Origin of the sequence: Pseudomonas putida, from assembly GCF_001941965.1 — a bacterium.
Classification (GTDB): Bacteria; Pseudomonadota; Gammaproteobacteria; order Pseudomonadales; family Pseudomonadaceae; genus Aquipseudomonas; species Aquipseudomonas putida_L.
In genome coordinates this window covers 141472-155783 of record NZ_MKZO01000036.1, presented here as the reverse complement: position 1 = coordinate 155783, position 14312 = coordinate 141472, and the positions used below count along the sequence as shown (strand labels likewise).

Annotated in this window: 8 protein-coding genes; 4 read left to right on the top strand and 4 right to left on the bottom strand. The window is 64.4% G+C overall.

From position 1 onward, the window contains the following. Positions 1-84: 84 nt before the first annotated feature. From PSEMO_RS20260 to PSEMO_RS20245, 4 genes are read right to left on the bottom strand one after another with little or no spacing between them, the layout of a single operon-like run. On the bottom strand, positions 85-2604 hold the full coding sequence (locus tag PSEMO_RS20260) for an aminotransferase class III-fold pyridoxal phosphate-dependent enzyme (protein WP_075804750.1): 2520 nt from the start codon (positions 2602-2604) through the stop codon (positions 85-87). Beyond that, positions 2604-4976 (bottom strand): decarboxylase, encoded by a 2373-nt coding sequence (locus PSEMO_RS20255; protein WP_075804749.1) that lies wholly within the window; start codon positions 4974-4976, stop codon positions 2604-2606. Before PSEMO_RS20255 ends, PSEMO_RS20260 begins: the two co-directional genes overlap by 1 nt. After that, the gene (locus PSEMO_RS20250; RefSeq protein WP_075804748.1) at positions 4973-6253 is read right to left on the bottom strand and encodes an MFS transporter; all 1281 of its coding nucleotides are present in this window, start codon (positions 6251-6253) and stop codon (positions 4973-4975) included. Before PSEMO_RS20250 ends, PSEMO_RS20255 begins: the two co-directional genes overlap by 4 nt. Before the next feature lie 4 nt (positions 6254-6257). Next, positions 6258-7307, bottom strand: a complete 1050-nt coding sequence (locus tag PSEMO_RS20245; protein ID WP_075804747.1) for a class I SAM-dependent methyltransferase — start codon at positions 7305-7307, stop codon at positions 6258-6260. A gap of 159 nt (positions 7308-7466) precedes the next feature. On the opposite strand from PSEMO_RS20245, the gene PSEMO_RS20240 reads away from it, so the two are divergent. From PSEMO_RS20240 to PSEMO_RS20225, 4 genes are all read left to right on the top strand, one after another. Beyond that, positions 7467-8429 carry a helix-turn-helix transcriptional regulator gene (locus PSEMO_RS20240; protein ID WP_075804746.1) on the top strand — a complete coding sequence of 321 codons (963 nt, stop codon included), beginning with the start codon at positions 7467-7469 and terminating at the stop codon, positions 8427-8429. A gap of 265 nt (positions 8430-8694) precedes the next feature. Then, positions 8695-11832 carry a TonB-dependent receptor domain-containing protein gene (locus tag PSEMO_RS20235; RefSeq protein ID WP_081430300.1) on the top strand — a complete coding sequence of 1046 codons (3138 nt, stop codon included), beginning with the start codon at positions 8695-8697 and terminating at the stop codon, positions 11830-11832. 65 nt (positions 11833-11897) lie between these two features. Then, entirely contained in the window at positions 11898-12734 is an 837-nt protein-coding gene (locus PSEMO_RS20230) for a Slam-dependent surface lipoprotein (protein WP_075804745.1), read from the top strand. 77 nt (positions 12735-12811) lie between these two features. Further along, complete coding sequence (locus tag PSEMO_RS20225; protein WP_075804744.1) at positions 12812-14305, top strand: surface lipoprotein assembly modifier; 1494 nt, start codon at positions 12812-12814, stop codon at positions 14303-14305. The last annotated feature ends 7 nt before the right edge of the window (positions 14306-14312 follow it).

Below are 14312 nucleotides of genomic sequence, written 5' to 3'. Positions count from 1 at the left end.
GCTGGCAAGCCAGCTCCCACAAGTTCGGCAGCGACGCGGACACTGTGGGAGCTGGCTTGCCAGCGATGAGGCCGGAACTGTCAATCAGGACTCGAAGGTCGCCAGATCCTCACAGACCGCCGCAAACGCCCCGAGGAACCGATCCGCCTCCTCGATCCCCAGCACCAACGGCGGCTGAATCCGCATCACCCGATTATTGTTGGCCGTCACGAACGTCAGGATCCCGTGCTCCTCCGACAGCTTGGTCATCAACCGCAGCACGAACATGTCCTCCAGGCTCTGCTCCAGCTCTTCCATGGCCGCCTCAAGATGCCGCCGCGCCTTGCCCGACAACATCCGCCAGGTCGCTGCCGCCTGCCCCGGAATGCGCCCGGCCATCTCCCGCACCAGCGCCTCGATACCCCCGGCCATGCTGTTGCTGAACTCGATCGCCAGCATCAGCCCGCGCCCGCGCACCGCCTTGATGAATGGGTAGCGCCCGGCAATCGCCTGCAAGCCTTCCTGCAAATGCGCACCGACCCGCGCCGCGTTGTCCATCAAGCCGTCCTGCTCCAGCACGTCCAGCGCCGCCAAAGCCGCCGCAGCAGCGAAGTTGCCGCCGCCGAAGGTCGAGGTGTGCAGGGCGAAGCTGTCGATATCGCCATAGGCGCGGTGCCACACGGCTTCCTTGGACAGGGTCGCGCCAATCGGCACCAGCCCGCCGGAGAGCGATTTGGACAGGACCATGATGTCCGGCGCGGTGTCGTCCCATTCGCAGGCGAACAGCTTGCCGGTACGGCCCAGGCCGGTCTGGATCTCGTCGAGGATCCACAGGCAGTCGAACTCGTCGCACAACGCCCGCACGCCCGCGAGGTAACCCGGAGGCGGCAGGATCACCCCGCCTTCGCCCTGGATCGGCTCGATGATCAACGCCGCCACATCGTCCTTTTCCAGGCGCTGGCGCAAGGCGTCGAGATCGCCGAAGGGCAGGCTGTCGCAACGCGGCAGCAGCGGTTCGAACGGCTTGCGGTGCTTGGCCCGGCCGGTCACCGAGAGGGCGCCGAGGGTCTTGCCGTGATAGCCGTTGTCGCAATACAGCACGGTGGTCTTGTCGCTGGCGGCCAGGGCCAGCTTGAGCGCCGCCTCCACTGCCTCGGTCCCGGAGTTGCTGAAGAACACCCGCGACAATCCCCCCGGCGCCAGGTCCGCCAGGCGCTTGGCCAGCAGGCTGGCGTGCAGCGGTGCGGAGAGGTACTGGATGAAGGTCGAGAACTGCTCCTGCAGATAGCGTTGCAGGGCCTGGCTGATCGCCGGGTGGTTGTGCCCGGTGTTAAGGCAGCCGTAGCCGGCGACGAAGTCCAGGTAGCGGCGCCCGTCGAGGTCGGTCAGCCAGCAGCCTTCGCCATGGCTGAAGACCCGCTCGATATGGTTGAACTGGTAGAACTCGCGCAGCACCGGGTTGATGTGCTCGCCGAAGCTGTTGAGCACTTCGCGGCGCAGGTCCTGCGGGGCCTTTTTCGCATCGCTGGCCTGCACCGGGCGCTGGCCGTGGTGATGCCGGTGCAGGCGGCCGAAGTCGTCGCTGCCCAGGGCTTCACCGGCGCTGGCCATGGGCGACGGGGTGAAGCCGTGGCGGGCGGCGATGGCGCCGATTTCCAGGACCTTGTTCGCCGGCAGTTCGCGGCCGATGGAGAAAGGTTCGGCGCGGCCTTCCAAGGCCAGGATCATGGTTTCGGCGAGGCAGCCGTTCATGCTGCGCTTGGGCTCCAGGCCCATGGTGCGCATGCCCAGGTGCACCGCCGGGCTGGCCGAGACCAGGCCGCCGTCCACCAGCAGGATGTCGCGGCGGGTATGCGGTACGTCCATCACGTCCTTGGGCAGCGCGGCGTCGATCACCACACTGCCGGGCAGCAGGCGACGCGGGTCGATCAGGCCGCCGCTGGAGGTGGCGGCGACGTAGAAACGCACGCTGGCGTAACAGTCCTCGATGTTGTCGTGCAGGCTGACCTGGCGGTGGTACTGCGCCGGCAGGTATTCCAGTTGCGCCTCGGCCTGGCGCTGGTTGCCGCGATGCACCAGGCGCAGGCGGCAGCCCTGTTCGGCGAGCAGGCGGGCGACGGCCAGGGCGATCGAGCCGGGGTAGCCGAGCACGGCGACTTCGGCGTTTTCCGGGGCCACGCCAAGCAGGCTGAGGCTGTCCAGCAGGTTGACGTAGGCGGCGTAGGCGGTCAGGGAGTTGCCGGTGGTCACGGCGACGTCGGCCTGCTCCATGGTCGCCAGCCCGCGGTTGCCGACGATGGCGGTGAAGCCACCGAGGCCGACCAGTTCGGCACCTTCGGCCTTGAGCGCATTGACGCCCTGGAGCACGCGCTCGGCGATGGCCCGTGGCTGGCGCAGCATCTGTTCGGCGGTCAGCGGCATGAACTGCAGGATGCCCGAGCACTCCGCGCCGCTGGCGCTGACGATGCGCCCGAAATCGACGAAGGGCACCAGGTTGCGCTGGCGCCAGCGCTCGCTGTCGTAGCCCCAGGCCTGTTCTTCCAGGGTACGGTCGAGCAGGTCGATCAGCTTGACCTGGTGCAGCAGGCCGGTGGAGGTGGGGTGGGCAATGAATCCGAATTTCATCAGTGGTTCTCTGCGTTGAGGCGGCTCCAGGCCGTTTCGGAGACCAGGCTCAAGCCGTCGCCCTCCGAGTTGTGGCCCAGCCAGACGTCGAAGAAGTTGAGGCGGCCAGGGGCGGTGAGGGCCTGGCGCAGGGTGTCGGGGCAGAAGGCGAGCAGGCGCGCGCGGCAGATGCTGATCGGGCCGAAGCGCTGTGCTGCATGCTGCGGCCGGTCGTTCAGCGGCACGTTGACCTGGGCCGCACCGTGGCAGGCGTAGCGCTTGTCCAGGTAGGTCTGGATCATCGACAGCACGCCGTTGGAGAGGTACAGCACGGTGACGTTGCGCTCGGCGGCATCGCTGGCGCTGGCCAGGCTCATGGCCAGGCGCTGCTCGATATCCGGGACCAGCGCCCGCGCGCCGTCACCGATAAAGGCCAGCACATGGCGGCAGTTGTTCAGGGCGATATAGGGCAGCGACATCAGCGCATCCCCCATCAGTGCCCGGCCATACCAGCCGGAGAAACCGGCATCGGTGCGCGGCAGGTTGCGCATCGCCGAGATGCTGCAACGGCCCACGTCGTAGACCCCGGTGTAGCGATAGCCGTCGCCCTCGATCAGCTCGCCGAGCAACTGGCCGAGGCGATGGAAGAAGAAGTTCGGGGTCATCGGCAGGGTTTCGATCTGGTCGCTGGGCAGCGCCTCGCGGGTGCGCTGCAGGCGTTGCAGGCGTTCGCGGCGGGCTTGCAGCAGGGGCGCCGGCACGTTCAGGCGCGGCTCCAGGTAATCCAGCACCCGGCCCAGCGGCAGCTCCACCGCTACCTCGGTGAACGGCGAGATATGCGCGCGCTGGCGGTTGACCTGGACGATATGGAACAGGCGCTTGAGACGGCCCTCGGAATAGGGCGTGGCCGACTGGTCGATCTTGCTCTTGAGGAAGAACAGCCACGGCTTGCCTTCATCGGCGTCCGGCTGTTCGAGGAAGGCGTGGATGCGCCGGCTGAAACCGTACATGGACAGCGGGCCGAGGTAGTTGAGCACCGGCTCCTGGTCCTGGTAGGCGCAGACGCTGCCCGGGGCGATGATGCTGTCGGCCAGGGCGATGCCGGTGCGCCGGGCCAGGGCCAGCACGCGCAGGCGTTCTTCCTCGCTGAGGCGGCCGCATTGCCAGAGGATCCGCGACGGCTCGCTGTTGAGCACCTGGACCACGCTGTCGAGGGCGGCGCGCTGGCTGTCATCGAGGTCGCTCTCGGGCGTGGCCGCCGGTTCCACGGTGCCCGGCGCGTCGCTTTGCACCCGCGATTCCAGGACCGCCTGGGTGGCGAACAGGAAGGTCGGCGCCGGGCTTTTGTCCAGCGCGGCGAAGGCCGATTCCACGCTGGCGCGGGACTCCTCCGGGCGGCGGATGAAGTGCTGCCAGAGCCCGCGTGCAGCGATCACCTGGTGGCCGTCGTTGTCGCAGTCGAGGCTGCCCTGGAAGGCGAACCACACCGACTCCGGCGAGTCGGCGCAGATCACCAGGCCCGGCGCGCCGGCGCGCTTGAGGTTGGCCAGGGTGCCACGCAGTTCGTCGAGCATCCCCGAGGTCATCACGATCACGTAGGCCCGGCGATACAGCTGCCAGCCGGCCAGGGCGCTGACCGCCAGGGCATGTTCGTTGCTGGCGGTGTGGAAGCCGCGGCCGCTGTCGCGCAGCAGGGCGCCCATGGAATCGAGGAAGCCGGCGACCATGGAACCGGTGAAGAAATGGCAATCCCATTGCTCGCCCCAGCGCGCGTTCATGCGCTGCTCGATATCCCGGGCCAGGGCCACCGGCTCGCTGGATTGCAGGGTGGTGCGGGCCAGCAGGCGGTTGAAGTAGGCGTGTTCCAGATGATCGATGAACAGCCGCAGCAGGTCGGCGCGGCGCAGCGGCTGGCGCTCGTGGGGCACCCGCACCAGGCGGTTGCCGCCGAGGCGGCCGAGCCAGTGCTGCAAGCGCTGTTCATCGCAGAGCAGCAGGGCGGAACTGGGCGAGCGCTTGGCCTGGGGTTGCGCGGCGAGCAACTCAACCAGCGGGTCGCTGTCGGGCTGCTCGGCCAGGTGGCGGGTGTCGAACAGCACGTAGTCGCTTTCGCTGTCGGCGGTGGCCAAGGCCTCGCGCGCTTCGGCGGCATCATCGAAACAGCGCAGGTCCAGGTACAGGCCGTGATTGCCGGCATGCTCGCGGACATAGGCTTCGGCCTGTCCGGCGACCTGCCGGTACAGGCAGCGCGAGTCGCTGTCCGGCCAGTGCTGGCTGGCGATCGCGGTTTCATGGCCCAACCAGTGATTGAGCCGGTCGAGCACTGCTTGCACATCCTCCTGCAGCGCGCTGTCGCGGCTGACCAGGCAGATGCCGACGGTACGTGGCTTCATGCTTTGCCCTCGGTAGCGATGGAGGTCACCCCTGCAGCGGCGTGACGTTCGTGGGTCAGCAGGGCCTCGGCACTGCCGGCGATGCTGTGGCGTACCCGCCAGGCCAGGAGCAGGGCCAGCAGCAGGCCGGCGCTCAGGCAGGCGAGCATGCCGGCCTGGCCGAGGCGGTCGAGCAGAAGCCCGGCGGCCACCGGGGCGGCCAGGCGGGTGATGACGAAGAGGCTGGATTGCAGGCCGTAGTCGCTGGCGGTGCGCTGGCGACGGCTGAAGAACAGGGTCAGGCCGAACATCAGCGCCGACACCGCACCCATGCTCGCGGCCAGGCACAGGGCGCTGGCGATCAACCAGCGGGTGCCGAGGTTCAGCCAGACGCTGACGGTCAGCAGGAGCAGCGCCAGCAGCGCGGCGAGCAGGTAGACGAGGATCGCCCGGGCAGTGCCGAGTACGCCGATCAGGCGCCCGCCAATCAGGCTGAAGATCACCCCGGTGACGCCACCGGCGATGCCGACGATCCACGCCACTTCCTGCATCGGCATGCCCTGGTCGAGCAGCAGCGGCTTGAGGTACAGCCAGGCGGCGCCAATGAAGGGGAAGGCGGTGAGCAGCAGCCAGGTCCACTGGCGGGCGGCTGGCTGGTTGAAGAAGCTCATCCAGTCGGCGACGAAGCCGCTCGGCGCAGCCTGCTCGCTCTCGACCGGCAACGCCTTGCGACGCAGGGCCAGCAGCGGCAGCACGCCGAGCAGCAGGCCGGCGCCCATGATCAGGAACGGCGCCTGCCAGCCCAGGCGTGCCTGGATCAGCAGCATGGCACCGCCACCGACGATGGCGCCGAGGAACAGCGCCGCCGAGCGAATGCTGCCGGCGCGCAGTTGCTGGCTGCGCGGCAGCCACTGCACGGCGAGGGCGTTGAGCGGGATGTCCATCCAGGTGGCGATGATGCTGATGGCGAAGGTCATGGCGAACAGCGGCAGACGCTGTTCGATCAGGTTCTGCCGGCCGATCAGCCAGTACAGGACCAGCAGCGCGGCGCTCAGCAGGAGCATCCAGTGCACCAGATGCCCGCGGCCCAGGCGTACCCGCTGAACCGGCACGGCGAGCAGGAACTTGAACACCGCCGGCAACCCGGCGAGCTGGAACAGGCCGATCTCGGTGCCGCTCCAGCCGTACTGGCGCATCACCAGCGGCATGCCGAACATCAGGTAGATGCTGGGCACCGCCAGCACCAGGTTGAGCCAGCCGAACAGCAATTGCAGGCCGGCGATCCGCGTGCGCTCCATCGAGTTATCCCTTGGGTTTGCGGGCGATGACGGCGTTGACCGGGGTCACCGGGAAACGCAGTCCGTTGATCTGCTCCACGGCGCGGAAGCCGAGGTCTTCGAGGCGACCGGCGAGTTCGCCCTGGGCCAGGACGTGGCGACCTTGCAGGCGCATGTGCAGGTAATAAGGCAGGACCTGGGCGGCGGCCGGGCGCTCGTCCGGCACTTCGGCCTGGCACACCAGCAGCACGCCGCCGGGGCGCAGGGCGGCGTACAGGCGGTGCAGGGTGGCGGGCAGGTCGTGGACGAAATGCAGGACCGAGGAACACCAGATCAGGTCGTAGTCGCTGCCGATATCGTCGTCGTTGAGGTCGCCGCCGATGGCTTGCAGGCGTTTGCCCAGCCCGGCGGCGGCGATGTTCTCGCGGGCCACGTCGGCGGCCAGGGGGTATTCGAAGACGGTGCCCTCCACCGCAGGCAGGTGCTCGGCGAGGGCGATGGCAACCAGGCCGGGGCCGCCGCCGAGATCGAGGATACGTTGCAGGTGCGGTGCCTCGGGCAGTCGGTCGATCAGGGCGCAGGCGACTTCGCGGGTCACGGCGCGTTGTTCCTGGGCGATCTGCAGGCGTGCGGCGTTGGCCCAGGCGGCGGCGATCGAGGCGGTGGCCATGGGCGGGCGCGGCACGCCGTTGCGCAGGTAGTCGCCGAGCTGGGTGCCGGTCTGGCGCATCACCTTGTGGCGGAACAGCAGGGCATCGCCGCAATAGGCGCGGGCTTCGGCGCGCAGATAAAGGTCGGCCAGGGGCAGGTTGCGGTAGTGCGGCGGTTGTTGCTGGTCGCGGTCGAGCAGGCCGAGGCTCCACAGCAGCTCCAGCAGGTAGCCGGCGCTGGCGGCATCCAGTTGCAGGACGCGGGCGAGGTCAGGCGCACTCACTGGCACCGCGAGATGATCGAACAGCGCGCATTCGAGGGCGACCTGCAAGGCATCGGCGCCAAGCCCGGCCAGTTGCAGGTCCCAGCAGGCTTGCAGGGGGTGGGTGCTGGTCAGCTCCTTGAGGTTTTCACGTTGAGGCACGGTAACTCCCTGTACTTGGCCGCCTTGTTCTTAACGAAACAAGCCGTGGCCGAATCACTGAAAAGAGTGATATATATTAAATGAGAATCATTTATGTTAAGTATGCGAGCCGGAGCCGTTCCTATGCGAAGCACGGCGCGCACACGCAGGGATGTCGTCATGAGCACAATGAAAGGGAGCTGCCGTCTTGGCCTCGATCACCCCCGACAGCGGTCGGTGCAGGCTGACGGGCGTCTGCGCATGCAACTGGCCGAGGATGTCGGCAACTGTTATTCCGAGCTGTTGCAGCTGGAGCAGGGGCTATCGCTGGGGCGTTTGCACTACCACCCGACGCGCACGCTGATCGAGGAAACCTGCGGGCCCCATGACGGCCATGTGATGGTGGTGACCATCGGTTTGCAGGGCAAATCGGGCTTCCTCGGCAAGGACGGCAGCAACCTCGCCTTCGAGGCCGGGCAGACCACCATCACTGCGTTTCGCGCCACGCCGGGTGAGCGGCGTTACCAGGCCAATGAAACGGCTTCGCAACTCAGGGTGGTGATCGACCAGCCGACCCTGTGCAAGTACGTCGGCGAAGAACGCGCGGCCCAGGTGCTGGGCAGCGGGCGTTTGCAGCGCATCGATTTTCGCGCCAGCTCAAAGGCGGCGCAGGCCCATGCCGCGGCGCTGGTGCGCTATCTGCAGCCGGGGGTGCTGAATCCGTCGAATCGCCTGGACCTGCATATCCATACCCTCAGTCTGCTGTCCGAGCAGTTCAACCTGCTGGCGCCCCAGGACGGCAGTGCGTCGCCCTTGAGCACCAGCGAGATCGAGCGGATCGAGCGGGCACGCAACATTCTCTGCGAGCAGTTGCATACGCCGTTGACCGTGGAATACCTGGCCACCAGCGTTGGTATGAATGAGCACAAGCTCAAGGAAGGCTTCCGTTATCTGTTCGACACGACCCCGGCGCGGATGCTGCTCGACCTGCGGATGCGCAAGGCCATGACCCTGCTGGAGTCCGGCCAGCAGGTCGCCCAGGCGGCGTGGCAGGTGGGATACAAGTACCCGAACAACTTCACCGTGGCCTTTACCCGGTACTTCGGGCGGGCGCCGAAGTCGATCTTTGGGCGCAAGCGCTGAGCGCAATTCCTATGCTGCAACACAAACCCTGTGGGAGCTGGCTTGCCAGCGATGAGGCCGGCACGGACAGCGATGTTGCCTGATCTGGCCAAATCGCTGGCAAGCCAGCTCCCACAGGGTTTTGTGTTGTTCTTCTGAGCGCATACATTTTTCACCCTCCCGCATACCAATCTAAACGAGATTCATTTGCGTTTATCGGTAGTATCACTTCGCCGCCGCAGAGCGGTCACGAAACTGCCATGCACCGATAAACAAGAGTCTCGCCATGTCCTTCTTCATCACCCCTCCCACGCCGATGCGCCTCAAGCCGCTGGCCTGGTCGATCCTCCTGGCACTGTCCAGCTCCGCCGCCCTGGCCGAAGGCGAAAGCCCGGCGCCGCAGTCTTCGACACCGAACATGGGGCCGGTGGAGATCGAGCTGCCGGCGGGGTATGAGGAGAAGGCGGGCAAGACGGTCGCGTCGCGCAATGAGCCGCAGGAGCTACAGGCCCAGGAAATCACCGCAGACGAATGGGAAGACCGCGACGAGAAGGGCAAGAACGACGTCTTCCGCAAGGATGTGTCCAACGTCTATGCCGGCAAGGAAGAGCTGGAGCGCTACAAGGGCACCTCGGTGTCCGATGTGTTCAGCGGGCTGAACGGCGTCTACAGCGGCGACTCGCGCAACAGTGGCGCCCTGGACCCGAACATCCGCGGTATCCAGGGCGAAGGGCGGATCCCGGTGACGGTGGATGGCACCGAACAGGCAATCTCGGTGTGGCAGGGCTCGGGTGGTGTTTCAAACCGCAACTATGTCGACCCCAACATGATCGGCAGCATTTCGGTGGAGAAGGGGCCGTCGATGTCGGATGGGAGTCGTACGGGAATCGGTGGTTCGGTGCAGATCAAGACCCTGGATGTCGAGGATATCGTCAAGCCTGGTGAGCCTTGGGGTATCGAGATCAAGACCGAGACGGCGAGCAATTCGGTGTCGCCGGATGATTCAGGGACAAAGCTGTTTGGCCAGGATTATCACGACGTTCCCGGTGCGACAACGGCCTATGACGGTACCGTGGGTTTCGCTTTGCCCAATGCTGGCCGCGTGACGCCGCGCAAGGGCTCTGGCGGGACTGACTTCAACTTCGATGACAATGCCTTCCGTATCGCCGCAGGTGCACATCTGGAGGACTTCGATCTGCTGGCGGCTTATAGCTATCGTCGCAAGGGCAATTACTACAGCGGCAAGGGCGGCAGCCAGCGTTATGAAACGGAAGACTGGCTGGACAAGGCCAAGGCCGAGGGTAATCAGAATGTGCCCGGGGCCGGCACCTCATATGTGGCCCAGTTGTATCACCCCGGCTACGAGGTCACCAATACGTCGAGCGACATGCGCACCACCCTGCTCAAGGGCACCTGGTTTCTATCCGACCAGCAAAGTCTGAAGCTGTCCTACATGCACAGCGACCTGGAGTATGGCGAGAGCTCGCCGTTCGTTAATAGCCTGACGACCTATCGCGGTCTGGATGGTACGCAGAATCTGGGCATCCAGTATCCCTATTCGCAGGTGAAGCAGGACACCTGGTCGCTGGCTTACACCTGGAATCCTGAAGACAACGACCTGATCAATCTTCAGGCCGGCCTATGGATGACCAACAGTGACAGCAAGCGCTACCAGACCGGTGATTCGATCTATGGTGTCGGTGTCACGGGGCTGGACCAGGATGAAGACTGGAACAATTGGGTCCATTGCCAGTACGGAAGCAACCCCAACGCTTGTTCGATCGCGCCCACCACCCAGCCACAACCCATGGATAACAGCGATGGTCGTTTCACTCTCGTTGCCAGGTCGCTGCAACTATCGAAGCATGATCGCTGGGGGGTAAACCTGAGCAACCGCATGGTGCTCAGCGACACGTTCAATGTGACCCTTGCCAGTGACTTCAGCCATGAAAAACTGGATGAAAACTATGCTTCGCCGACCATGGTCGGCAGCGAGGTGGTCTGGGGGACCCAGCACTTCGGGCCACGTAGCGGTAACCGCCAGCAGTACAACTTCAGCTTCAACAACGAATGGACCGCCATGCCCTGGCTGGTGGTCAATGCCGGGGCACGCTACAGCGATTACAACTCGTTCGACGAAGGGCTGGCGAAGCATCGGGAGAACCAGGACAGTGACTGGGCTGTGGGGCCTGCTACGGTGGGGGCCAGATTCAGCTACCAGCGCCTGATGAGTGACGATGAGGCGGCGGCACTGGCGCAGACGGTGCGCACGGAAGTCGAGTCCTGGGGGCTACCCGAGGAGGACGTCGAAGAGATGGTCTCCAGCGAGCTGGCGGCTTATCGAGTCAACGGCTTCTACTACACCCGCGAGCAATTCACGGCCGCCTACGATGGCTTCAAGATCGATCGCTCCACCAATCAGTTCCTCAATGGCGCCATCGACCTGAACGAAACGGTAGCCAACGCCCAGGGCACTACCGAGACGGCCCAGCGTTACATCGCGAGCGGCGCATTCACGCCGGTCACCGTCAACCCCGACGAGTCCGAGCGGTTCGCCAAGCCCAAGAAACGCCGGGATCATGCCTGGACCCCGATGGCCGGCCTGACCTTCCTGCTCACCGACAACGCCCGTGTCTATGTGCGCTACAGCGAGTTGGTGCGCTTCCCTACCTTGTACGAAGACACGCAGGCGGGTACTGCCTTCGGGCGAAGCTCCACCGAGGCAATGAACCCTGAGCATGCCTATAACTGGGAGGTGGGTTATGTGCATGACTTGCGCAGTTTCGTTCCGGACTGGCGACATGCGGACTTCCGCATCAACTACTACAAGAATGAAATCCACGACTTCATTGATCGTGACCGTAATTACAATATCGTTCAGTTCGACAAGAAGACCTACTCCGGAATCGAGTTGCAGGCCCGTACCGATACCGGGCGGTATTTCAGCAACTTCGGTGTCAGTTATCGTTTGGAACAGAAACTCTGCGACAAGGATTACGCCGCGACATTCGACCCACTTTATGGCAAGGCCGTTAATAGCTGCGTAACCGGCGGCTTCCCGCTGACCATGGCCCGTACCAGTCTGCAGCCGAAGTACTCGATCAACCTGGACGGCGGTGTTCGCCTGTTCGACGAGAAGCTCGAACTGGGCGGACGCATGGTCTATCACAGCAGCGCCGAGAACAAGGAGGAGGCCAAGTGGATCACCAGTGGTGTCAGTGGTGCCGACGCCTTCGGCCGGCCGTTCCGCTGGCATCCGATCTGGGTCTTCGATGCCTTTGCAAGTTATCAGGTCACTGAAAACCTGGATGTCGACTTCGGTATCAACAACATTACCAACCGCTATTACATCGACCCATTGGCGCGGGCAATGATGCCGGCACCCGGACGCACCATGAAAATGGGGCTGACTGTCCGTTTTTAAAGTACCAAGGATTTTTTGCTGTTTTTTATAAAAACAGTGTTTCTTCAACTATCCAAGGAGGTTCCATGAAAAAGCTTTTTGTTGTTTCCGCATTGTCACTGATGGCTTCTACCAGTTTTGCCGCAACCGTGTCTGGTGGTTCGTCCAGCAACTATGTCCAGGCGTTCGCATCCAACATGCTCGCTGCGAACACCGCGGGTATTGCCATGCCAACCGTCGTCGGTGGCACCGCTGATACTTCGAAAGTGGTAAGTTTCGCCGCTGGTCCGATCGCCCAGACCAACGCAAAACTGTCCAGTTCGGGCTTCTCGTCGGCGATCATCACCCAGACCCACCCGATTACCGGCGTGGTCTCCAATGTCTCTGAGACCTGGAAAAATACCTACGCCTACAACACCAACGTCTACGCCTATCGCCAGATCGATGATCCGCTGCCGAATTACCCGCAGTTCGGTGGCGAAGTCATCGCCAAGGTATCCGGTGCCGAGGTGTACTTCGGTGAATGGGCGCCGCGCAAGACCGGCACCCAACCGCTGAACAGCACCGACCTGAACCTGTCCAGCTCTGACCGCACCGTCTGGTTCGTCGGCGAAAACCCGACCACCAGCATGCCTACTCTGGTCAACGCCAAGTACAACGTGGTCGGCATCAACCAGTACAACCCGGGTACCGGAGCTGGCGTCACCACGGGCGTGCTGACCGCCAACTACGGTTCCGGCAGCGGCACCCTGACCGGTTCGGTCGGTTCGCTGAGCTTCGCCGGTACCACCATCGCTTCGAACGGCTCCTTCGCTCGCGGCACCAACATCCAGGGTCAGTTCTACGGCGCCAACGCCGAGGCCCTGGCGGGTATCTACACCACCAGCACCACCAAGGTCGCCTTCGGCGGCGCCAAGCAGTAACACCCACGCGTCATTGGAGGAGGGCGCTTCGGCGCTCCCTTCCGACCCCTATTCCTTTCTGTCCCGGACCGATCACCATGCTGCCGTCCTTGCGGGTGCGCGTCGCCCTGCTGTGTGTCTCGACCCTGTTGTCCACTGCCGCGCTGGCCGACGATGACGACACCCGCCTGCTCTTGAACAAGATCGAGCGCGGCGCCGAAGCGCGCGAGCGGGCCAACCTGGGCGCGCCGGACCCGGCCGAAAACAATGACGGGCTGATCACCATCCAGGGGCAGACCTACAACGTGCAGAACACCCTCGAAGACCTCGGGCCGGCGATCTATGTGTCCATCAACCTGCAGCAGTGGGGCAAGGTGCGCCAGTTCGTCGAGCGCTACCGGCAGTTGCCCGGGCATGAGCCGGCGCTGGTGGAAATGGCCGAGGGCCTGATCGACCGCAGCGAGCGCCGCTACAAGCCGGCGATCGCTCATCTGCGGCGGGCCGACGAGCTGCAACCGGGCTTCGTGCGTGCGCGCCTGGAGCTGGCGCGGACCCTGTTCGAAGACAACCAGACCCGCGAGGCCGAGACGCTGTTCCGCGAAGTTGCCGCCAGCGATGTGCCCGAGCAGGTGCTGAGCGTGCTGGGCGAATATCACAACGCAATCGATTTGCGCCGCCAGTGGCATGGCTCGGCCTCCCTGGGCTTCGGCTACAACAGCAATATCAACCAGGCCAACGGCATGACCACGGTCACCCAGGTCTGCTCGGTGTTCTTCGATTGCTTCGACTACACGCGGCAGATGCCGAAAAAGATCAGCGCCTCAAGCCTGGTCTACGACGTCGCGGCCGAGCGGCGTTTCCAGATCTCCGGCAACCACAATGTGCTGGTGCGGGGCCTCAGTTATGGCAACAACTACAACCGGCACAGCGAGCAGGATGACGTCGAGACCTGGTATGACGACAACACCAGCGTGCTGTACGCCGGCTACAGCTTCCAGAGCGCGCTCAACGATGTGTCGCTGACGCCGCTGTTCGAGAACTACTACAGCGACCACCACACCAAATACCAGGCCAGCGGCGTGCGCGGTGAGTGGAAGCACAACCTGGGCAACCGCTTGCAGATCGGCTTGCAGGCGCAGCACAAGCATTTCCGCTTCCAGGGCGAGCAGCGTGATTACTTCGATGACTATGACGAGCGTCAGGTCGGCACCTCACTGTCCTACCTGCTTGATCCGCAAACCCTGGTGTTCGGCGGGGTCACCTACACCCGCCGTAGCCAGGAGGCTGATACCGCGAGCAATCGCGAGTACATGGGCAGCCTCGGGGCGTATCACAGCTTCGATGTGGGGGTGAACCTGAGCCTGATCGGCTTGTACCGCAGCACGCGCTACGATGAGCCGGACGCTTTCCTCGGCGGCCTGCGCAAGGATCGCCAGCAGATCTACATCGCCAACCTGGGCATGCCGCGCCTGGCTTTCGCTGGCATCGTGCCGAGCCTGTATGCCAAGCGCACGGTCATGGATAGCACCATCGACTGGGCTTACTCGTACCGGCAGACCGAGGTGGCGTTGAAGTTCGAGAAGACTTTCTAGGAGGGCA